Origin of the sequence: Pseudomonas sp. 2FG, from assembly GCF_005502935.1 — a bacterium.
Taxonomy (GTDB): domain Bacteria; phylum Pseudomonadota; class Gammaproteobacteria; order Pseudomonadales; family Pseudomonadaceae; genus Aquipseudomonas.
Genome location: NZ_SCMP01000002.1, coordinates 258,547 through 280,607, shown reverse-complemented (window position 1 = coordinate 280,607; position 22,061 = coordinate 258,547). Strand labels below are relative to the sequence as shown.

The 22,061-nt window shown below is 65.4% G+C and carries 18 protein-coding genes; 15 read left to right on the top strand and 3 right to left on the bottom strand.

From position 1 onward, the window contains the following. Positions 1-71: 71 nt before the first annotated feature. The gene (locus FFS13_RS03160; RefSeq protein ID WP_137817665.1) at positions 72-1,253 is read right to left on the bottom strand and encodes an acyl-CoA dehydrogenase; all 1,182 of its coding nucleotides are present in this window, start codon (positions 1,251-1,253) and stop codon (positions 72-74) included. Positions 1,254-1,448: 195 nt separating this feature from the next. Here FFS13_RS03160 and FFS13_RS03155 point away from each other — a divergent pair, with 195 nt between their 5' ends. The 12 genes from FFS13_RS03155 (at position 1,449) to FFS13_RS03100 (ending at position 16,192) form a co-directional block, all read left to right on the top strand. Continuing rightward, complete coding sequence (locus FFS13_RS03155) at positions 1,449-2,357, top strand: LysR family transcriptional regulator (RefSeq protein ID WP_137817664.1); 909 nt, start codon at positions 1,449-1,451, stop codon at positions 2,355-2,357. A gap of 323 nt (positions 2,358-2,680) precedes the next feature. Continuing rightward, on the top strand, positions 2,681-4,450 hold the full coding sequence (locus tag FFS13_RS03150) for a DUF1302 domain-containing protein (protein ID WP_137817663.1): 1,770 nt from the start codon (positions 2,681-2,683) through the stop codon (positions 4,448-4,450). Positions 4,451-4,494: 44 nt separating this feature from the next. Continuing rightward, complete coding sequence (locus tag FFS13_RS03145; protein ID WP_137817728.1) at positions 4,495-5,847, top strand: DUF1329 domain-containing protein; 1,353 nt, start codon at positions 4,495-4,497, stop codon at positions 5,845-5,847. Between the two features lie 193 nt (positions 5,848-6,040). After that, positions 6,041-8,635 (top strand): LuxR C-terminal-related transcriptional regulator, encoded by a 2,595-nt coding sequence (locus tag FFS13_RS03140; protein ID WP_137817662.1) that lies wholly within the window; start codon positions 6,041-6,043, stop codon positions 8,633-8,635. Positions 8,636-9,126: 491 nt separating this feature from the next. Next, positions 9,127-10,248 (top strand): Re/Si-specific NAD(P)(+) transhydrogenase subunit alpha, encoded by a 1,122-nt coding sequence (locus FFS13_RS03135; protein ID WP_137817661.1) that lies wholly within the window; start codon positions 9,127-9,129, stop codon positions 10,246-10,248. Positions 10,249-10,262: 14 nt separating this feature from the next. Beyond that, positions 10,263-10,583, top strand: a complete 321-nt coding sequence (locus tag FFS13_RS03130) for an NAD(P) transhydrogenase subunit alpha (RefSeq protein WP_108099125.1) — start codon at positions 10,263-10,265, stop codon at positions 10,581-10,583. Continuing rightward, positions 10,583-12,031 (top strand): NAD(P)(+) transhydrogenase (Re/Si-specific) subunit beta, encoded by a 1,449-nt coding sequence (locus FFS13_RS03125; RefSeq protein WP_137817660.1) that lies wholly within the window; start codon positions 10,583-10,585, stop codon positions 12,029-12,031. The genes FFS13_RS03130 and FFS13_RS03125 overlap by 1 nt, the downstream gene beginning before the upstream one ends. Positions 12,032-12,553: 522 nt before the next feature. Next, positions 12,554-12,769 carry a DUF1127 domain-containing protein gene (locus FFS13_RS03120; RefSeq protein WP_137817659.1) on the top strand — a complete coding sequence of 72 codons (216 nt, stop codon included), beginning with the start codon at positions 12,554-12,556 and terminating at the stop codon, positions 12,767-12,769. 273 nt (positions 12,770-13,042) lie between these two features. After that, on the top strand, positions 13,043-13,255 hold the full coding sequence (locus FFS13_RS03115) for a DUF1127 domain-containing protein (RefSeq protein ID WP_137817658.1): 213 nt from the start codon (positions 13,043-13,045) through the stop codon (positions 13,253-13,255). 98 nt (positions 13,256-13,353) lie between these two features. Continuing rightward, on the top strand, positions 13,354-13,674 hold the full coding sequence (locus tag FFS13_RS03110) for a DUF2388 domain-containing protein (RefSeq protein WP_137817657.1): 321 nt from the start codon (positions 13,354-13,356) through the stop codon (positions 13,672-13,674). Positions 13,675-13,916: 242 nt separating this feature from the next. Beyond that, a complete protein-coding gene (locus FFS13_RS03105; protein WP_137817656.1) occupies positions 13,917-14,237 on the top strand; it encodes a DUF2388 domain-containing protein in 321 nt (106 codons plus the stop codon). Further along, a complete protein-coding gene (locus tag FFS13_RS03100) occupies positions 14,234-16,192 on the top strand; it encodes a DUF4105 domain-containing protein (protein ID WP_137817655.1) in 1,959 nt (652 codons plus the stop codon). Before FFS13_RS03105 ends, FFS13_RS03100 begins: the two co-directional genes overlap by 4 nt. A gap of 40 nt (positions 16,193-16,232) precedes the next feature. On the opposite strand, the gene FFS13_RS03095 is transcribed toward FFS13_RS03100, so the two are convergent. Beyond that, a complete protein-coding gene (locus FFS13_RS03095; protein WP_137817654.1) occupies positions 16,233-16,637 on the bottom strand; it encodes a GFA family protein in 405 nt (134 codons plus the stop codon). A gap of 99 nt (positions 16,638-16,736) precedes the next feature. Between FFS13_RS03095 and FFS13_RS03090 the strand changes: the two genes are divergently transcribed. Next, a complete protein-coding gene (locus FFS13_RS03090) occupies positions 16,737-17,669 on the top strand; it encodes an AEC family transporter (protein ID WP_256657803.1) in 933 nt (310 codons plus the stop codon). Positions 17,670-17,688: 19 nt separating this feature from the next. On the opposite strand, the gene FFS13_RS03085 is transcribed toward FFS13_RS03090, so the two are convergent. Further along, entirely contained in the window at positions 17,689-18,588 is a 900-nt protein-coding gene (locus FFS13_RS03085; RefSeq protein WP_137817652.1) for a LysR substrate-binding domain-containing protein, read from the bottom strand. 193 nt (positions 18,589-18,781) lie between these two features. Here FFS13_RS03085 and FFS13_RS03080 point away from each other — a divergent pair, with 193 nt between their 5' ends. After that, positions 18,782-20,422, top strand: a complete 1,641-nt coding sequence (locus FFS13_RS03080; RefSeq protein WP_137817651.1) for a 5-guanidino-2-oxopentanoate decarboxylase — start codon at positions 18,782-18,784, stop codon at positions 20,420-20,422. Beyond that, a complete protein-coding gene (locus FFS13_RS03075; RefSeq protein ID WP_137817650.1) occupies positions 20,416-21,894 on the top strand; it encodes an aldehyde dehydrogenase family protein in 1,479 nt (492 codons plus the stop codon). The genes FFS13_RS03080 and FFS13_RS03075 overlap by 7 nt, the downstream gene beginning before the upstream one ends. Positions 21,895-22,061 lie beyond the last annotated feature (167 nt).

Genomic DNA, 22,061 nt, shown 5'->3' with positions numbered 1-22,061 from the left:
CGGTGCGCATGGCGCACCCTACGAGCTTGGGTCGACCGCGTAGGAGACCCACGCAGCCATTCCCAATCGACTTAGTAGAACGCCTGAATGCCGGTCTGGGCACGGCCGAGGATCAGCGCATGCACGTCGTGGGTCCCTTCGTAGGTATTCACCACTTCCAGGTTGACCAGGTGACGGGCGACGCCGAACTCGTCGGAGATACCGTTGCCGCCGAGCATGTCACGGGCCATGCGGGCGATGTCGAGGGACTTGCCGCAGGAGTTGCGCTTCATGATCGAGGTGATTTCCACCGCCGCGGTGCCTTCGTCCTTCATCCGGCCGAGGCGCAGGCAGCCTTGCAGGGCCAGGGTGATTTCGGTCTGCATGTCCGCCAGTTTCTTCTGGATCAGCTGATTCGCCGCCAGTGGGCGACCGAACTGCTTGCGATCGAGGCAGTATTGACGCGCGGTGTGCCAGCAGAACTCGGCGGCACCCAGTGCGCCCCAGGCAATGCCGTAACGCGCGGAGTTGAGGCAGGTGAACGGACCTTTCAGGCCGCGCACGTCGGGGAAGGCGTTCTCTTCCGGGCAGAACACGTTGTCCATCACGATCTCGCCGGTGATCGAGGCGCGCAGGCCGACCTTGCCGTGAATCACCGGGGCGCTGAGCCCGGCCCAGCCTTTTTCCAGGACGAAGCCACGGATCTCGCCGGCATCGTCCTTGGCCCAGACCACGAACACATCGGCGATCGGGCTGTTGGTGATCCACATCTTGGCGCCGCTGAGGCGATAGCCGCCGTCGACTTTCTTCGCCCGGGTGATCATCGAGCCCGGGTCGGAGCCGTGATCCGGCTCGGTCAGGCCGAAGCAGCCGATCCATTCGCCGCTGGCCAGCTTGGGCAGGTATTTCTGCTTGGTCGCCTCGTTACCGAATTCGTTGATCGGCACCATCACCAGGGAGGACTGCACGCTCATCATCGAGCGGTAGCCGGAATCGACCCGCTCCACTTCGCGGGCGATCAGGCCGTAGCTGACGTAGTTGAGGCCGCTGCCGCCGTAGGCTTCCGGAATGGTCGCGCCGAGCAGGCCGATTTCGCCCATCTCGCGGAAGATCGCCGGGTCGGTCTGCTCATGGCGGAACGCTTCCAGCACGCGCGGGGCCAACTTGTCCTGGGCGAATTGCTGGGCGCTGCCCTGCACCATGCGTTCCTCGGCGCTCAGTTGCTGATCCAGCAACAGTGGATCTTCCCAGTTGAAGCGTGCTTTACCGGCCATGTGCGGATTCCTCAATCGTTCGTTGCGGTTGTTGATGCCCAGCGACGGGCTGGCGAATAGGTTAATCCTAGTCAGCCTAGGCCGGATCAGGCAAACGAGGATTTCGCACAGTGTTGTGCTAATTTCTCATTCCGTAATGAATTTAAAAGCCATATCAACTGGTTTTCATGTGCATCTAACGCATAAGAGAAGCCCATGCGTCGTAAAATCCCCAGCACCGCCGCCCTGGTCAGCTTCGAGGCCGCCGCCCGCCACCAGAGCTTTACCAAGGCGGCCGAAGAACTCTCGCTGACGCAAAGCGCCATCTGTCGGCAAATCGCCGGCCTCGAAGAATTCCTCGGCATCGCGTTATTCCGGCGTTCGCGGCGCGGGGTCAAGCTGACCGAGGCGGGCCTCTCCTATAGTCGGCGGGTGGCCGCGCAGTTGGATGCGGTGGAGCGCGACACCCTCTCGGTGATGGGCCAGCATGGCGCCGGCAGCCTGGAGCTGGCCATAGTGCCGACCTTCGGCACCCAGTGGCTGCTGCCGCGACTCAAGCACTTCCAGGCCCTGCACCCGGAGGTCACGGTCAATCTGACCAACCGCACCCGGCCCTTCCTGTTCGCCGACACCGAGTTCGATGCCGCGGTGTATTTCGGCGATGCCGATTGGTCGGGTACCGAGTCGCACGTCCTCATGCCAGAAAACTCGCTGCCGGTGTGCAGCCCGCAGCTGATCCCCGCCGGCGGCCCGTTGACCGCCGAGGCCATCGCCGGCCTGCCGCTGCTGCAACAGAGCACTCGCCCCTATGCCTGGCGCCAATGGTTCAACTCGCTCGGCCTGAACGTGCCGCGCGACATGACCGGGCCGCGCTACGAGCTGTTTTCCATGCTGGCCCAGGCGGCGATGCACGAGATGGGCATCGCGCTGATTCCACCCTTCCTGATCCAGCGCGAGCTGGCCGAAGGGCGGCTGGTGGTGGCACTGGATCACGCCTGCCTGAGCGACAAGGCCTACTACCTGATCATCCCCGAGCGCAAAGTCGAGTCGGCGGCCCTGCGCGCCTTCCGGGACTGGCTGGTGGAAGAGGCACGGCAGTACCGCTCCGAGGCCGGGCGGGGTTGAGGCAATTTTTCGCGGCCATGGGCCGCTCCTACAGCGCGGTAATCACGCCTGCCAACCCGGGTTCCGCTGGCTATAGAGGGGTTCACCTGGGCGGCCCGCGCCCACGAAACACCCGTTGTAACCCTAGGTATCAGCCGCGAGACAAATGCCCGCGCCCGCGCGAAACCCTGCGCTATAGACCGCTAAAGAGCCGCACGCAGGACGCAGTTGTGCGCGGCCATCACCCACCTGGGTGATAGGTGAAATCGCCCCTTTAGGCAGTTATGGCCAGACTTTCGGCTGATTAGGATGGCGGCTCACTTATTCCTCCTCAGGAGAGCCGCATGACAACAAGAACAATGCGCGGAATCTTCCGGCCGCACCTGCTGGCCGCCGCCGTTGCCCTGGGTTGCAGCGCCCAGGCCCACGCCATTAATTTCAATATCGGGGAGCTCGAAGCGCAGTTCGATTCGCAGTTGTCGGTGGGAGCCAGCTGGTCGACCCGCGGCGCCGACCCGGATTTCATCTCCGTGGCCAGCGGCGGCAAAGCCTCCTCGCGGACCTCCGACGACGGCCGCCTGAACTTCAAGAAGGGCGAGACCTTCTCGAAGATCTTCAAGGGCATCCACGACCTGGAACTGAAGTACGGCGACACCGGGGTGTTTATCCGCGGCAAGTACTGGTACGACTTCGAGCTGAAGGACGAGCACCGGCTGTTCTACGACATCGACGACCACAACCGCAAAGAGGGCGCGCAGTCCTCCGGTGCGCAGCTGCTCGATGCCTTCCTCTATCACAACTACAACCTCGGCGATCTGCCGGGCAGCGTGCGGGTCGGCAAGCAGGTGGTCAGCTGGGGCGAGAGCACCTTTATCGGCAATAGCATCAACTCGATCAACCCGATCGACGTGGCCGCCTTCCGCCGCCCCGGTGCGGAGATCAAGGAAGGCCTGATCCCGGTCAATATGCTCTACCTGTCCCAGAGCCTGACCGATGCTCTAAGCATGGAGGCCTTCTATCAACTGGAGTGGGACCAGACCGTGGTGGATAACTGCGGCACCTTCTTCTCCACCTCCGATGTGGTCGCCGATGGCTGCACGGATCGCCTGGTGGTGTTCGGCCCGGACCTGCCGCCCGGCGAGTCGAACAACAGCTTCGCCCCTGGCGAAAACCTCTATATCCCGCGCGCCGGCGACCGCGATGCGAAGGACAGCGGCCAGTACGGCCTGGCCCTGCGCTGGTTCGTGCCGGAGCTGAACGACACCGAGTTCGGCGCCTACGCGATGAACTACCACAGCCGCGGCCCGGTGTTCAGCACCATCCGCACCACCACCCCCAGCGCGGCCCTTATCCCCGGCGCGGCGAACGCCCGCTACTTTATCGAGTACCCCGAGGACATCCGCCTCTATGGCCTGAGCTTCCAGACCAACGCCGGCGGCACGGCGCTGTCCGGCGAGGTCAGCTACCGGCCGAACATGCCGCTGCAGATCAATTCCACCGACCTGTCCTTCGCCGCCCTCGGCCTGTCGCTCTCGCCGGTGTTCCAGTCCGGCCAGGCGCAGAACACCTCCGGCAGCGAACTCCACGGCTACGACCGCCGCGGGGTCACCCAGGCGCAGGTCTCCGCGGTGCAGTTTATCGACCGGGTGCTGGGCGCCAGCCGCCTGACCCTGGTGGGCGAGGTGGGTTACAACCACATCAACGGCATCAGCGATGATATCGGCGAGCTGCGCTTCGGTCGCGACCCGATCTTCGGTTCGGGGCAATTGTCCTCGCAGCCGACCTGCCGCGCCCTCAACGCCGCCAACCCGCAGGAATGCAATGACAAGGGCTTCTACACCAGCGGCTCCTGGGGCTACCGCGCACGCGCCAGCCTGGACTACAGCAACGCCATCGCCGGGATCAACCTGACGCCGAGCGTGGCCTGGTCGCACGACGTCGACGGTTATGGGCCGAACTTCACCGAAGGCTCCAAAGCCATCAGCCTCGGCCTGAATGCCGACTACCAGAACACCTACACCGCCAGCCTGAGTTACACCGACTTCTTCGGTGGCGATTACAGCGTCATCACCGACCGCGACTTCGTCGCCCTCAGCTTCGGCGTGAACTTCTAAGCGCGGCCCGCATAAGGACTCGAACGATGAGCACAAAACGATTCATGCAATTTGGCGCCGCCATGGCCCTGTCCCTCCTGGCCAGCAGCGTGATGGCTGCAGTTTCCCCCGAGGAGGCCGCCAAGCTCGGCACCACCCTGACTCCGCTGGGCGCGGAGAAAGCCGGCAACGCCGACGGCAGCATCCCCGAGTGGACCGGCGGCCTGCCGACCGACGCAGCGGCGGTGACCAACGGTTTCCTCGCCGACCCCTTCGCCAATGAACAGCCGCTGTTCACCATCACCGCGGCTAACGTCGAGCAGTACAAGGACAAGCTGTCACCCGGCCAGCTGGCGATGTTCAAGCGCTATGCCGCCACCTACAAGATCCCGGTCTACCCGAGCCACCGCACCGCGGCCGCCCCCCAGGCGATCTACGCGGCGGCGAAGAAGAGCGCACTCAATACCCAACCGGTGGACAACGGCAACGGCCTGTCCAACTTCGCCGACAGCCGCTACTACGCCTTCCCGATTCCCAAGGATGGCGTCCAGGTGCTGTGGAACCATATCACTCGCTACCGCGGCGGCAACGCCCGGCGCCTGATCGTCCAGGCCACGCCGCAGACCAACGGCTCCTTCAGCACGGTGCACTTCGAGGACGAGGTGGCCTTCCCGACCGACATGATCGAACTGGACCAGGCCAAGGCGAGCAACGTCCTGCTCTACTTCAAGCAGAAGGTGACCGCGCCCTCGCGCCTGGCGGGTAACGTGCTGCTGGTCCACGAGACCATCGACCAGGTCAAGGAGCCGCGCCTGGCCTGGATCTACAACGCCGGCCAGCGCCGCGTGCGGCGTGCCCCGCAGGTCGCCTATGACGGCCCCGGCACCGCCGCCGACGGCCTGCGCACCACCGACAACTTCGACATGTTTTCCGGCGCGCCGGATCGCTATGACTGGAAACTGGTGGGCAAGAAGGAGATGTATATCCCCTACAACAGCTACAAGCTCGACTCGCCCAGCCTGAAATACGCCGACGTGCTCAAGCCCGGGCATATCAACCAGGACCTGACCCGTTACGAGCTGCACCGGGTCTGGGAAGTGGAGGCCACGGTCAAGCCGGGCGAGCGGCATATCTATGCCAAGCGCCACCTGTTCGTCGACGAGGATAGCTGGCAGGTCGCCCTGGCCGACCACTACGACGGTCGCGGCCAGCTCTGGCGGGTCGGCGAGGGCCATGCCGAGCAGCACTACCAGCGGCAGGTCCCCGTCTACACCCTGGAGGCGCTGTACGACATCATCTCCGGGCGCTACATCGCCCTGGGCATGCGCAACGAGGAGAAGCACGGTACCGAGTTCGGCTTCAAGGCCACCGGCGCCGATTACACCCCCGCCGCGCTGCGTAATTCCGGCGTGCGCTAAACCCGCCACAACGCGGCCTGGCGCCGCGTTCCAGCATGCACAACGCCCCGCTTGCGGGGCGTTGTCGCATCTGCGCTACGCATAGCTTTATGGCGCCGTATCACCCCCAATCATCCTGCTTCCCCCTTAAGGGTGATGGGGCTAGGGTGGAGTTCTCCGGTTCATCCATAACTACAATTCGCGAGAACCGCCCATGCCGCGCCAATACTCCGGTATCGCCCTGCCCAGTGCGCCTCTTGCCAAGGTGCCGCGCCTGCCGCCCGCGCACCTGCCGCGCCCACGTCTGCTCGAACTACTGCACGCCGAGGAAGAACGCCTGCGCCTGCTGGTCGCCCCTGCGGGCTTCGGTAAAAGCGTGCTGCTCAGTGAATACCTGCGCCAGTTGCCTGCGCAGGGCCGGGTCATCTGGCTGGGCCTGGCCGGCCAGCCGCTGAGTGCCGAGCAGTTGTTCAGCCAGATCGCGACCGCCCTCGACAGCAGCCTCCCGGCCAGCGCCTCGACGACCGCGCTGCTGCAATTGCTCGGCGGGCAGAACCAGCCGGTGTGGCTGGTCTTGGACGACTACCCGAGCAACCCGCCCGCCGAACTGGACGCCTGCATCGATCAGCTACTGGCCCGCCCGCAGTCCAACCTCTATCTGCTGGTCAGTGCCCGGCAAAGGCCGGAGTGGAACCTGCCGCGCCTGCTGCTAGCCGGCGAGCTGCTGGAGCTGGAAGCCCAGCAACTGGCCTTCAGCCGCAGCGAGCAGGAAGAACTGATCGACCTGCTCGCGCCACAAAGCGGCCAGGCCATGCGGGCCGAACTGTGGCAGGAAACCGAAGGCTGGTGCGCCGGCACGCGCCTGCAACTGTCGGGCAAAACCATGCCGCAGAGCGACCCGGCCAAGGCCTGCGGGCAGAACATCAAGCACTGCTGGCTGAAGGAATACCTCGACCACGAGTTGCTCAACCGCCTCGATGCGGAAGAAACCCGCTGCCTGCTCGCCCTGGTGCACTTGCCGAAGATTTCCGCCGAGCTCTGCCAGCACCTCTGGGAAGAAAGCGACGGCGCCCAGCTGTTTCAGCGGCTGCTGCAGCGCCAGGCGTTCTTCATGCCGCTGGATGAGGACGGCGTCTGGTATCGCGTGCTGCCGGTGGTCGCCCGCGTCCTGCGCAACCGCATCAGCGCTACCGCCGCGACCCAGCTGCACCTGCGTGCGTGCCGCATGTTCATCGCCGCCGGGCAGGTCGAGGACGCCATCGAGCAGGCGCTCTGCGCCGGTCAGCCGGAAGTCGCCGCCAACTACCTGGAACGCCTCGGCCAGGAATGGCTGACCGGTGAGCAGCACCTGGCCCACCTGCTCGCCTGGCGCGAACGACTGCCGGCGGTGCTGCTGGAAAGCACGCCGCGCCTGCTGACGCTGAACGCCTGGGCCCTGCTGCTGAGCTGGCGCCTGGATCAGGCCGAAGCCTGCATCGACCAGCTCGCGCGCTTCCAGCCACAGCCGAGTGCGCAGCGCAGGCTGCGGCTGACCGCCAACTGGCAGGCACTGCGCGGCGCCTTGGCCGCCTTGCGCGGCAACCACGGCGCCGATGACGCCAGGCGCCATTGCCAGCAGGCCCTGGAGCACCTGCCGGAAGCCGACTGGATGCCCAAGTTGCTGTGCTATTCGACCTTGGCCCGGGTGGCCATGGCCACCCGCGATCCACAGGCGGCACCGGGTTACCTGCGCTCGGCCCTGGAGCTGGCGCGACGCCAGGGCAGCCTGCTGTTCGAAGCGCTGATCAACCTCGACCGGATTCGCCTGCTGCTGATGCGTGGTGAGCTGCCACGGGCGCAGAGCCTGATCGAGCAAAGCTTCGCCCTGATCGGTTCGCGTAAAGCGCTCGACAGCCTGCTGCTCGGCCGGCTGCATCTGCTGCAAGCCGAACTGCATCTGCTGCACGGTGAGCACCCACAAGCCGAGCGGTCCTTGCAGGTCGGCGTGGCGCAGGCGCAGGAATGCGCCGACCCCTTCGTGTTGCACGGGTATCTCGGCCTGGCCGAGCTGAGTTCGCGCCACGGCCAGTTCGACCAGGCCTTCCTGTACCTGCGCGAGGCCGAGCGACAGATGCAGTGCGGCCAGGTCTGGCGCCTCTGCTATCGCGGCGTGCAGCTGCTGCAAAGCATGCGCGTGTTCGGCCGCCAGGGGCGCTGGGAGCGCATCACCCCGATCGCCGAAGGCATTCAGCGCTTCTTCCACGCCGAACCGGCGTCGATGGCACCGCTCGACTACCCCACCCTGGCGCTGCGCAATCGCTTGCTGCTAGCCCGCGCCCTGCACGCCGCCGGGGATGCGGAGCAGGCCGAGGGCCTGTTGCAGGCGCTGCTCGAACTGTGCAACACGCTGCAATTCAAACCTCTGGCCTGCGAGGTTCAGCTCGCGCTGGCGCAAGCCGGGCGCAGCCTCGGCCGCGCCGATGCCGCGAGCCTGGAACACAGCGCGCGGCAGCAGGCGGAAACCCTCGGCCTGCACGGCATGTTGCAGGATTGGCCCGACCCTAAGGCCGGCCCCGTCAACCCAGCCGCACCGAAAACAGCCGCCCCCGGCGACCACTCGGCAGCGGAGCACAACGCCCTGCTCAGCCAACGCGAGCGGGCGGTGCTGCAGCTCCTCGCGGACGGTTTTTCCAACCAGGAAATCGGCACTTACCTGTTTATTTCGGTGAATACGGTGAAAACCCATGCGAAAAAGATCAACAGCAAGCTCGGCGTGAAGCGCCGCACGCAAGCGCTGATGCGCGCCAAGAGCCTGGGGCTACTGGCCTGAGAAGACCTCTGAGCCGATTTTCAACCACCCTTGTTGACTCCGTAGTCAGGAATGAGCTTAGCTACAGCCCGATCCATCTCAGATCCTAATAGGGGTCATTAAAAACTTTAATTAACAGCTACTTATGCTGATAACGCAGGATGCCGCCAGGTCTCAGCGGGTTTAGGCTCGACCTGATGGACGGTTATTCACGTCAGGGATGTCATTTCCCCGCACATAGCCCCGCTATTAGGCTGTAAGCCCGCAGTCACGCTACTTGTCGCACCCTGATAGAAACTATCGGTCACCCAATGACTTGTAGTTATCTGTAGGTCAGCCTTCAGAACTTCTTGAAGGCCCCACGGTTCACCTGCAAAATGCCGCGCCCCGCCAATTGCATGGCAATCCGTGCGGGTTTGTGATGATCCGCCACCCCAGTGCGCCATCCGCAGTGCTCTGGTTTTTTAAAAGTGCTCTGGTTTTTTTAAAAACGATCACGCAGGAGATTTGAAGTGCACATTGGTGTTCCTCTCGAGACCTTAACTGGCGAGACGCGGGTTGCCGCAACTCCCGAGACCCTCAAAAAGCTGATCGGCCAGGGCCATCGGGTCACCGTCCAAAGCGGCGCCGGCATTAATGCCAGTGTTCCGGACAGTGCCTATGCCGCCGTTGGCGCGACCATTGGTGATGCCGCCGCGGCCCTGGGTGCCGAGCTGGTACTCAAGGTGGTTGCGCCAAACGCCGCCGAGCTGGCTCAGCTCAAGCCCGGCGCGGTGCTGGTCGGCATGCTCAACCCGTTCAACAACGAGAACATCGCGCAGATGGCCGAGCGCGGCGTGACCGCTTTCGCCCTCGAAGCAGCGCCGCGCACCTCCCGTGCGCAGAGCCTGGATGTGTTGTCGTCCCAGGCCAACATCGCCGGCTACAAGGCCGTGCTGCTGGCCGCCCACCACTATCCGCGCTTCATGCCGATGCTGATGACCGCCGCCGGCACCGTGAAGGCCGCCCGCGTGCTGATTCTCGGTGCCGGTGTGGCCGGCCTGCAGGCCATCGCCACGGCTAAGCGCATGGGCGCGGTGATCGAGGCCTCGGACGTACGTCCGGCGGTGAGGGAGCAGATCGAGTCCCTCGGCGCCAAGTTCGTCGATGTGCCGTACGAAACCGACGAAGAACGTGAGTGCGCCGAAGGCGTGGGCGGCTATGCCCGGCCGATGCCGGCTTCCTGGATGCAGCGTCAGGCGGTTGCCGTGCACGAGCGTGCCAAGCAGGCCGACATCGTCATCACCACCGCACTGATTCCGGGCCGCAAGGCACCGGTGCTGCTCAGCGCGGAAACGGTGGCGCAGATGAAGCCGGGGTCGGTGGTCATCGACCTGGCGGCCGCCCAAGGCGGCAACTGCCCGCTGACGGTCGCCGATCAGGTAGTGATCCAGCACGGCGTGACCCTGGTCGGTCACACCAACCTGGCCTCCATGGTCGCCGCAGACGCTTCGGCGCTGTACGCGCGTAACCTGCTGGACTTCCTCAAGCTGGTGGTCGACGGCGAAGGCAAGTTCCACCTCAACCTCGAAGACGACATAGTCGCCGCGTGCCTGATGTGCCGCGACGGCCAAGTCATCCGTAAGAACGCATAAGAAGGGCTAGGACGATGGAAGAGTTGATCTCCCCCGGTATCTACAACCTGATCATCTTCGTGCTGGCCATTTATGTCGGCTACCACGTGGTCTGGAACGTTACCCCCGCACTGCACACCCCGCTGATGGCGGTGACCAACGCGATTTCCGCGATCGTCATCGTCGGCGCCATGCTGGCCGCGGCGCTGACCGTCACCCCGCTGGGCAAGACCATGGGCACCCTGGCCGTGGCGCTGGCCGCGGTTAACGTCTTCGGTGGCTTCCTGGTGACCCGCCGGATGCTGGAAATGTTCAAGAAAAAAGCGCCCAAGGCGAAAGCGGAGGGTGACAAATAATGAGCATGAATCTGGTAACTACCCTGTACCTGATCGCCTCGATCTGCTTTATCCAGGCACTCAAGGGCCTGTCCCACCCGACTTCGTCGCGGCGTGGCAACCTGTTCGGCATGCTCGGCATGGCGCTGGCCATCATCACCACCGTCGGCCTGGTGTTCAAGCTCGGCGCCCAATTTGCCGATAAGAGCAGCGCCAGCCAAGGCATCGGCTATGTGCTCGTTGGCCTGCTGGTCGGCGGCAGCGCCGGTGCGATCATGGCCAAGCGCGTCGAAATGACCAAGATGCCCGAACTGGTGGCCTTCATGCACAGCATGATCGGTCTCGCCGCGGTGTTCATCGCCATCGCCGCCGTGGTCGAGCCGCAATCCCTGGGTATCGTCAAGCAACTGGGTGACGCGATTCCGGCCGGTAATCGCCTGGAACTGTTCCTCGGTGCGGCCATCGGCGCCATCACCTTCTCCGGTTCGGTGATCGCCTTCGGCAAGCTGGCGGGCAAGTACAAGTTCCGCCTGTTCCAGGGCGCACCGGTACAGTTCGCCGGCCAGCACAAGCTGAACCTGCTGCTCGGTTTGAGCACCCTCGGCCTCGGCCTGGTGTTCACCTTCACCGGCAACCTCGGCGCTTTCGCCCTGATGCTGGCGCTGGCCTTCGTGATGGGTGTGCTGATCATCATCCCGATCGGCGGCGCCGATATGCCGGTGGTGGTGTCGATGCTCAACTCCTACTCGGGCTGGGCGGCAGCGGGGATCGGCTTCTCGCTGAACAACTCGATGCTGATCATCGCCGGGTCCTTGGTCGGCTCCTCGGGTGCGATCCTCTCGTACATCATGTGCAAGGCGATGAACCGCTCGTTCTTCAACGTCCTCCTCGGCGGCTTCGGCGGCGCGGTAGCCGCCGGCCCGGCTGGCGCCCAGGAAGCCCGGCCGGTGAAGTCCGGCTCGTCCGACGATGCCGCGTTCCTGCTGACCAACGCCGACACCGTGATCATAGTGCCGGGCTACGGCCTGGCGGTGGCACGTGCCCAGCACTCGCTGATGGAACTGGCGGAAAAGCTGACGCACCGCGGCGTCACCGTGAAGTTTGCGATCCACCCGGTCGCCGGGCGGATGCCGGGGCACATGAACGTCCTGCTGGCCGAGGCCGAAGTGCCTTACGAGCAGGTGTTCGAGATGGAAGACATCAACTCCGACTTCGGCCAGACCGACGTGGTGCTGGTGCTCGGCGCCAACGACGTGGTCAACCCGGCGGCGAAGACCGACCCCAACTCGCCGATTGCCGGTATGCCGATTCTCGAGGCCTATAAAGCCAAGACCGTCATCGTCAACAAGCGCTCGATGGCCAGCGGCTATGCCGGCCTGGACAACGAACTGTTCTACCTGGACAAGACCATGATGGTCTTCGGCGACGCCAAGAAGGTCATCGAAGACATGGTCAAAGCGGTCGACTAAGGCTGCTCTGCCGCGTCACAAGACCCCGGCCCAGTGCCGGGGTTTTTATTTCCGCCGACCAAAGGCCCGAAATAGAGCCATGGGTTCGACCTTGCTAGAGAAGAACGCGCCCGGGCGATTATCGACAATTGTGTGCATCCGGCTTACCGCGCAGTGCCGAACCACTATTTCGGCCTGGCCTGATCCCGGCGGTCCGACCCGTACAGAGCAGGCTGGACAGCAAAAAGTCTGCTTCCCTCATGCCTCTACAGGTAAAACACCTTTCAACTTTGCAAAACTGTACTGGTCGTGCGTTCCCATCGGTTACAAATCCGGCTAAAAAGTCAGAGCTAGCCGGACAAAAATGCCATGATTTGGTGCAAACCAGTACAGTTGCTTCGATAAGTAACAAAACAGTCACCAAAAAAGTGCACGCCGACCAGCACAATTTAGAACAACTGTGACTACAGGCCCAGGTGTTACAGGAGGATCATAGCCACCAGTTAAATAACCAATCCCGCCACAAGCGGAAGGATGTACACCATGGAACGCACCCTCAGTTCCGACCTGTTCTTCGCTAACACTTCGTCCCAAGCTCAAGCCGCTCTGCCGCTGCGCGCGCTCTCCAACCTGCTGCTGTGGCAGCGCCGGATCGTCAGCCGCCACCAACTGGCCCGCCTGGATTCGCGCCTGCTGGCCGATGCCGGGATCAGCGAAGCACAACGCTACGCCGAGCTGAACAAGCCGTTCTGGCGTTAAGCCGCACCTGGCTGGGCTAGCCACGCAGCGTCAGCCACCCGAACAGCAGCAACAAGACCCGCCGCAGAGCACTGTTGGCGGGTTTTGTCGTTATGGCTCTAGGCATTTATTGGCTGACAGCACAGCTCAACCTACAAGCCACCAGTACAGTTCAACAAAACCAGAAACTGCTCCAACACAATTCTCCAGCACTGTGACTGCCAGGATGGCTCGGCAAGCGGGACTATGGTTCCCCATACCCCAACCCCGCGACGACGCGGGAAGGACAGTGCCATGGAACGCACACTGAGCCACGCAGCTCTCCCCCTCAGCTCAGTAAAACCTCGCAGCGCCTGGCCGCTACGGCTGTTCGCCGGCCTCGGCCTCTGGGCCCAGAACGCCCGTACGCGCCGGCAACTCGCCCAACTGGATGAGCGCCTACTGGCCGACGCCGGGATTAGTCGCTGCGAACAGCTGGCCGAGCTGGACAAGCCCTTCTGGCGTTGAGCCTGTCTGGCGCGGGCGATGAAGGCTGAGCTAAGCTAATAACGAGACCCCACGAGGCCCGAGGGCCTCGTTTTTCGCTTACCCAGAGGAATTTCGTCATGTCCCGTCTGCGCCTGCTTAGCGCCGCCGCCCTCCTGGCTGTTGCCACCAGCGCCTCGGCCACCAGCTTCGTGGTCACCACCGACGCCACGGTCGGCGCACTGGGGGCCACCTCGGATGCCACCTCCGACGTCTCATCTTCATTCAGTGACGATAAGATTGTCCGCGCCGCCCGCGATGACGCCGCCAGCTTCGTCGCCAGCCAAGGCCAGATTCGTGGCGTGCAGCTGGAGGCCGCGTTGCAGCATATCCGTCAACAGGTGCCGCAACTGCGCGCCAGCACCGACCTGCAACTGGCCCAGGCAATTCTCACGCTCTAACCTGGCGCCTCCTTGGCCATAAGCACGGATGCCTATGCCCATAGGTCACCGCTTGCTGACCTTGGTCGCCCTTACTGGCGACCGGGGTACAGGTTGGCAACTCCGCCAACCCTCTCGGTTAGAGCACGGCTTACGGCGGCCCGGCGACGGTCTTGGCGCTGCTGGGTACGGCGCAGCGCTGGAACTGGCGCAGGCCATACTCGTCCAATCACCACCAGCCCTTTGCTAAACCGGAGATCCCCATGCGCAGCCCGCTGACTATCGCAGCCCTCGCCCTGCTTATCGCCACCGGGACCGCCCAGGCGCAGACCTTGGTCGCGACCAGCAACGTCATCATTCGCGCTGTCGAGCGCACCCTCGACTTCAGCTCGGACACCACCACCTCGATCCGCGACTCGAAACTAGTCCTCGAAGCCCGCGACGATGCCGCCAGCTTTGTCGCCAGCCGAGGCGCCATCCGCGGCGCGCAACTGCAAGCGGCCTTCGACACCCTGCGCGCCCGTGTACCCGAAGCCCGCGACGCCAGCGATCAAGCCTTGGCCGAAGCCATTCTCGCGCTGTGAGGCCGGTCGGCGCCTGGCTGCTGGCGGCGGCGTTACTGCTGGGCGGCACCAGCGCCCAGGCTGACCTGCGCCTGGTACTGCACGGCGCCGGGCTCAGCGACAGCGCACGACACGCCAGCCAGGCCCTGCTCGATGAGGCCCACCGCGCCTTGCCGCCACGCGTAATCGAGCAACTGGATAGACGCGTCGAAGTCAGTTGGAGTAGCGACTTGCCGGCCAACGCCTATGGCCGCGCCATCCGCCCCGATGCCCTGGTGCTGAACGCCAAGCTGCTGCCAGCCTTGGTCGATGGCTCCGCCGCCAGCAAAAAGACCAAGCGCCCCCACGGCACCCTGCAGCGTGAACTGCTGGCCACCGTGCTGCATGAACTGACGCACCTCTATGACCGCGCACAGCTGTGGCCGCCGGCCGAAAAAGCCCTGTTACGACGCTGCCAGCAGCGAGCCTCCAGCCTCGGCAAAATCGGCCTGGCGGCTAACTGTCGCGGCCAGACGGAACGCCGCTTCACCCTCAGCGATGATCCGCGCCTGCTCGACCTGGCCGGCTGGGCGCAATACGTCGGCCGCCGCGGCGCGCGTGAGCAGAGCAATCGCCAGGTCGCCCGCAGCCCGGACAGCTACGAGCTGAGCAACCCGCGCGAGTTCGTCGCGGTGAATATGGAGTACTTCCTCCTCGACCCCGCCTACGCCTGTCGGCGGCCGGCGCTGTATCGCTATCTGCGCGCGCACTTCGGCTGGGCACCGAGCGCACCACCGCCCTGCGCCCCCGCCTATGCCTACCTGAACGCCGGCCGTGATTTCGCCCGCCAGCCGCTCGGCACGCTCGACCCGGAGCGCGTCTACGCAGTCGACTACCTGCTGGCCGAAGCCAATGACCAGTGGGCCAGCCGCTGGGGCCACAGCATGTTGCGCCTGGTCATCTGCGCGCCGGGGCGCCCGCGTGGGCCGGACTGTCGGCTGGATCTGGATCGGCACCTGGTATTGTCCTACCGCGCCTTCGTCGGCGACCTGCAACTGTCCAGTTGGGACGGTCTGACCGGCGCCTATCCTTCGCGGCTGTTCGTCCTGCCACTCGGCCAGGTCATCGAGGAGTACACCAAAGTCGAGCTGCGCGGCCTCGCCTCGGTGCCGCTGAAACTCTCGCGGCAAGAACTGGAGGCACTGGTCGAACACGCCGCCGAGCAACACTGGAGTTACGACGGCAACTACTACTTCGTGTCGAATAACTGCGCCGTGGAAACCCTCAAGCTGCTGCGCAGCGGCAGTGCGCGGGCAGAGCTGAACAGCCTCGACAGCATCCTGCCCAACGGTTTGCTGGACCTGCTGGAAGGCCGCGGCCTGGCCGACCGCAGCGTACTGGACGACCCCAAGGAAGCGTTGCGCCTGGGCTACCGCTTCGACTCCTTTCGCGACCGTTATCAGGCCATGTTCCTGGTACTCAAGGAGCGCCTGCCCATCCCCGAGGAGAAGGTCGACGACTGGCTGGCCCTGGCCGCCAGCGAACGCCGGCCCTGGTTTGCCCAGGCCGACCTGCGCACTAGCGCCGCCTTGTTATTACTGGAGCAGGCGGCCCAGCGGCGCCAGTTGCTGCTGGCCCAGGATGAACTGAAGCGCCGCTACCTGAGCGGCCGCGAACGGCGCGATGGCAGCGTCGACAAGGCCGGCGGCACCCTGGAAAAGATCCTCGCCAGCAGCGGCTTCCTCAGCCGCCCGGCAGAGCTGCTGGAGGGTGGTTACGGTCTGCCGCAAGCCGCCGAATGGCAGCACCTCGAGCAGGAAAGCCGCAGTCGCCAGCAGCAGCTGCGACAACTGAGCGATGACCTCGATCAAGAAGTGCGTGCCCTCTTGGAGCCCGCGCGCCTGACCGAACTGGAGGCCGGTGAAACCAACCTGAAACAGCTCGGCGAACACCTGCGCGCACTGCACAAGGCCTCGGGCGGGCTGGTGTTGCCGTAGACTGGGTTTCGCTAAAGAACGGCGCTACCCAGCCTAGGCCCTACGGCATCTGTTCCTCCTCTTCCTCCGGCAACTGTGGGTCCAGCGATAACCAAGGCAGGCGGCTTTTCACCCAGATATGCCGATCCGCCGGCGCCTGTTCCGGGTGGTCGAGGGTGGCGATAGTGATATCCAGGGTATCCGCGCTCAGTGTGGTGAACAGCGTCAGATGGGCGCCGCAGTTCGCACAGAAGCTGCGCGTGCAGGTCGCCGAAGAGGCGTATTCGGCGGGTGTGCCGGCGGTCCACTCGAAGGCCGGCAGCAGCACAGTGATCCAGGTGGTGACTATGCCGCCGGTGGTGCGCCGGCAGATCGAGCAATGGCAGTGGGCAATATCTTCCAGCGGCCCACGGAACCGGTAACGCAGGGCGCCGCAGTGGCAGCCGCCGCTATGCAGGTCGTTCATGACTCACCTCCGCACTAGAGCGCTTTAGCCTACTACAGGCGTGAAACTACTACTGATGCCGACCTTGCGTCGCCGCCCTCAGCTCACCAAGATGAGCGCCTGCCACCGGGGGTGTCCGTGCTCGATCTGTTGCTGGCCTTGTGGCCCTTGTTTGCCTTGATAGTCGGCGGTTACGCCCTGCGCCGCTGGGACTTCCCCGGCGAGGCCTTCTGGCCCGCGGCCGAACGCCTCAACTACTTCATCCTGTTTCCCGCCCTGCTGTTCAGCAGTCTGGCCACGGCGCCGCTGAATAACCCGGCGCTGCCGCGATTGGCCCTGGCCGTCATGCTCGGCCTGGGTCTGGCCTGGCTCGCGCTGTTGCTCGGCAAACGCCTGTGCGGCTGGTCGGCCGGGCGCTTCGGCGCCCTCACTCAAGGCATCCTGCGCTTCAACACCTACCTCGGCCTGGCGGCAATCGGCAGTCTGTTCGGCAAACAGGGGCTGACCCTCGCCGCCTTGCTGCTGGCGCTGATGGTGCCGACGGTGAATGTGCTGTCGGTCTGGGCGCTGAGCGCCGAACGCGGGGTCAGCCTACGGGCGTTACTGCTGCCGGTGCTGAAGAACCCGCTGATCTTCGCCTGCATCGCCGGTGCGCTGGCCAACCTCGGCGGCCTCGGCCTGCCCGGCGGCACGGATCGCCTGCTCGGCCTGCTCGCCGCCGCCAGCCTGCCGCTCGGTCTACTCTGCGTCGGTGCCGCGCTGCGCCCGCAGGAGCTGACGGGCGAAGTCCCAACGCTGGCCTGGAACTGCGCGCTACGGTTGTTGGCGATGCCGCTGCTGGCCTTCGCGGCAGCCCGCATAGTCGGCCTGCCGCCCATGGAAAGCGCCGTGCTGGTGCTGTTCTTCGCCCTGCCCACGGCGCCCACCGCTTATGTGCTGACGCGCCAGCTCGGCGGTGACAGCCATCTGATGGCCGGCATCATCACCCTGCAGACGCTGCTGGCGGCCGGCAGCCTGCTCCTGGTGCTGCGCTTGCTGGGCAGCGCGGGATAAACCCGGCACCCCGCGGGATTCAGCTGGCGGGCCGATCCGTGCGCTCGGCGGCCTGCCCGAGCAGCCAATCGACCAGCTCACGCAGCTGCGGCGAGGGGTCGGGGCGCTCCGGGTAGACCAGGTAATAGGCGGCGCCGGTGCGGACCTTGAGTTCGAAGGGGGTGACCAGCCGCCCGGCGCTGAGGTCCTCGCCGATCAACGCCCAATCGCCGATGGCGACGCCGGTGCCCTGCGAGGCGACCGACATGGCCAGGTCCAGGGTGTCGAAATGCTGCCCTTTACCGATGTTGTTGACCTTGGCGCCGGCGACCTGCAGCCAGGTTTCCCAGTCGCGTTGATCACGGGTCGGGTGCAACAGCATGTGCCGCTCCAGATCGGCCAGAGTCTTGAGCGGCACCGGGCCGGCCATCAACTGCTGCGAGCAGACCGGCGTGAGCTGTTCATCGAACAGGTGGTGGGCCACCACCGAGTTGCCGGGACCCGCGCCATAGACCACGGCGGCATCGAACTCCTCGCGGCGGAAATCGACCCCATGCTGCACGGTCGTGGTCAACTCGACCGGCACATCCGGCCGCACTGCCTGCCACTGCAACAGGCGCGGCAGCAGCCAGCGCATCACACAAGTGGGAGCCTTGAGTTGCAGCGCCTCGCGTTTCGCCCCCACCTGCTCGACCGCCTCGTCGATCAGCGCGAACACCTGCTGGATGCGCGGGAACAGCTCGCGGCCCTGGGCCGTCAGGCTCAGCCCGCGCGCCTGGCGCTGGAACAGCGGATAACCCAGGTGGCTCTCCAGGCCGGCAATCTGCCGACTCACGGCGCCCTGGGTGATGTGCAGCAGCTCGGCGGCCCGGGTGAAGTTGCAGCACTGGGCGGTGATCAGGAAGGTATGCAGAGCTGGCAGAGGGGGAAGCCGTTTCATCGGTGCTCAGGCATGAGGTGAGAACATACCTAGTATGACAAATTTTGCGTTGTCACAGCGGCCCGCCGGCAGTTCCAATTGCGCCTCCTCTGCGCTTCATCCCGCGCCTGCCAATAGCCCCCTGGACCTTGATACCAGCCTGCAGATACGCGGGGATGCCGCACTACCTCAGGATCAGAACAGGAGCTATGCAATGGCCACATGTGGCGAAGTATTGGTGCAGTTACTCGAGCGCTATGGGGTCGAGCAGGTCTTCGGCATACCAGGCGTCCACACCGTCGAGCTGTATCGCGGCCTCGCCCGCTCGAGCATCGAGCATGTCACCCCGCGCCACGAACAGGGTGCCGGCTTCATGGCCGATGGTTACGCGCGGACCAGCGGCAAACCTGGGGTGTGTTTCATCATCACCGGCCCCGGCATGACCAATATCGCCACGGCCATGGCCCAGGCCTATGCCGACTCGATCCCGATGCTGGTGATCTCCAGCGTGCAGGCGCGCAGCCAATTGGGCGGTGGGCGCGGCAAGCTGCACGAGCTGCCGTCGCAAAGCAATCTGGTCGCCGGCTTCTGCGCCTTCTCGCACACCCTGATGTCGGCGGCCGAACTACCGGCCGTGCTGGCCCGCGCCTTTGCCGTGTTCCAGGCCGGCCGACCGCGCCCGGTGCATATCGAGATTCCGCTCGACGTGCTGGTGGAGGAGGCCGACGCACTGCTCGCCAGCCAGCCTGTCAGCGTGGCGAAAGCCGGCGCCGGCCCTGCCGCCATCGCGCAAATGGCCAGCCTGCTGGCCGCAGCCAAGCGCCCGCTGATCCTGGCCGGCGGCGGCGCCATCGACGCGACGCCGGCGCTGACCCGACTGGCCGAGCTGCTGCAGGCGCCGGTGGCGCTGACCATCAATGCCAAGGGCATGCTGCCTTCGCGCCACCCGCTGTTGATCGGCTCGACCCAGTCGACCCTGGCGACCCGCGAACTGGTCTGCGAGGCCGACGTGGTACTGGCCGTCGGTACCGAGCTGGGCGAGACCGACTATGACGTGACCTTCGCCGGCGGCTTCGAGATCCCCGGCGCGCTGCTGCGCATCGACATCGACCCGGATCAGACGGTGCGCAACTATCCGCCGCGCGTGGCGCTGGTTTCCGACGCCGGTGCGGCGCTGGAAGCCTTGCTCGCCGCCCTCACGCCACAGGCGCTGGCGCCGCGTCTAACCGACTGGGGCAGCGCCCGCGCCGCCGCGTTGCGCGAAACGCTTGAAGCCTCCTGGGATGACGCGACGCGCGGGCAGACCCGCTTCCTGCAGACCGTGCTGGAGGTGCTGCCCGACGCCGTGCTGGTCGGCGATTCGACCCAGCCGGTCTACACCGGCAACCTGACCCTCAACCTGGAGCAGCCGCGGCGCTGGTTCAACTCCTCGACGGGTTACGGCACCCTGGGTTACGCCTTGCCGGCGGCGATTGGCGCCTGGTTGGGTGGCGGCTCTGAGGTCAAGGCGCGGCGCCCGGTGCTGTGTTTGATCGGCGATGGCGGTCTGCAATTCACCCTGGCGGAGCTGGCCAGTGCGGTGGAGGCGCGCACGCCGATCATCGTCCTGCTGTGGAATAACCAGGGCTACGAGGAGATCAAGAAGTACATGGTCAACCGCGCCATCGAGCCGGTTGGCGTGGACATCTACACCCCCGACTTCGTCGGCGTGGCCAGGGCGCTGGGTTGCGCGGCCGAGCAGGTCGCGGGTGTCGAGGCCTTGCGCACGGCGCTGCGCCAGGCCCGCGACAGTCAGTTACCGACCCTGATCGAGATCGATCAACACACCTGGATGAACGGGATGACGCAATGCTGAACACTCAACCGACTCTGAACCCAGTAGATCTGAACGAGCCGCGCGCGGGCGTGTATATCGACGGCCAATGGCAGACCGGCAGCGAGCGCCTGACGCTGATCAACCCGGCCACCGAGGAACCGCTGGCGAGCGTTGGCGCCGGTGACGCCGACACCGTCGACCAGGCCGTGCGGGCCGCCAGCGCCGCCTTCCCGGCCTGGGCGCGCAGCAGCGGCGCGGCGCGGGCGGCCTGCCTGCGCAAGATCGCCAGCGGCGTGAGCGAACGGCGTGAGCGGCTGATCCAGCTGCAATCGAGCAACAACGGCAAGCCGTTGAGCGAGGCGGCGATCGATGTCGACGACGTGATCGCCACCTTCGAGTATTACGCCGGCCTGGCCGAGGCCCTGGACGCGCAACAGGACGGCCCCGTGGCGCTGCCGAGCGAGGACTTCGCGGCGCGCCTGCGCCGTGAGCCGTGCGGCGTGGTCGGCCTGATAGTGCCGTGGAACTTCCCCATGGTCACCACCGCCTGGAAGCTGGCGCCCGCACTGGCGGCCGGTTGCAGCGTGGTGTTGAAGCCCTCCGAGGTCACGCCGCTGCCCGAGCTGGAGCTGGCCGAGATCATCGCCCAGAGCGGGCTGCCGGCGGGGGTATTCAACCTCGTCTGCGGTACCGGGCTGGCGGTCGGTGCGCCGCTGGCGGCCCACCCGCGGGTGGCCAAGCTGTCGTTCACCGGCAGCAACGCGGTGGGCGTGCAGGTCATGCAGCGCGCCGCCGAGACGGTCAAGGGTGTGAGCCTGGAACTGGGCGGCAAATCGTCGTTGCTGGTGCTCGCCGATGCCGATCTGGAGCTGGCGGTCGAGCTGGCCTGCGGTGGCGGTTTCTTCAACGCCGGGCAGATGTGTTCGGCGACCAGCCGGGTGCTGGTGGCGGACGAGCTGGCCGAGGCGTTTCTCGCGCGGCTCAAGGCGCGGGCCGAAGCCATTCGGGTCGGCGACCCGTTCGAACCCGGCGTCGAGATGGGCACGCTGGTCAACCAGGCGCAGTACCAACGGGTTCGCGGGCATATCGAGCGTGGCCTGCACGCCGGCGCGCGGCTGGTCTGCGGCGGTGAGCGTCCCGCTGAGCTGCCCCGCGGCTATTTTTTGCGGCCCACCGTATTCACCGACGTGCCCGCAGACAGTGCGCTGTGGCGCGAGGAGATTTTCGGCCCGGTACTCTGCGTGCGCAGCTTCGCCAGTGAGGCCGAGGCCATCGAGCTGGCCAACGACAGCGAATTCGGCCTGGTGGCCAGCGTGGTCAGCCGCGATCCCGCCGCTGCCGAGCGGGTCGCCAATGCCCTGCAGGCCGGGCTGGTGTGGATCAACGCACCGCAGGTGATCTTCCCGCAGGCCGCCTGGGGCGGCTACAAGCAGAGCAGCATCGGCCGTGAGCTGGGGCCCTGGGGGCTGAGCGCCTTCCAGGAAATCAAGCACGTGATCCGGGCGCTCTAGTGTGCTGACGCAGAAATATTGATTCGACGATCTGGGCCGTAGGGTGCGCTGTGCGCACCAGTTGCAGAGGACATTTGGTGCGCGTGGCGCACCCTACGGACGCCACCCGTATCGGCCCGAGAAATAGGCTATTACGGGGCGCCTCACCCTTCGTCGGGTCTGCGGCA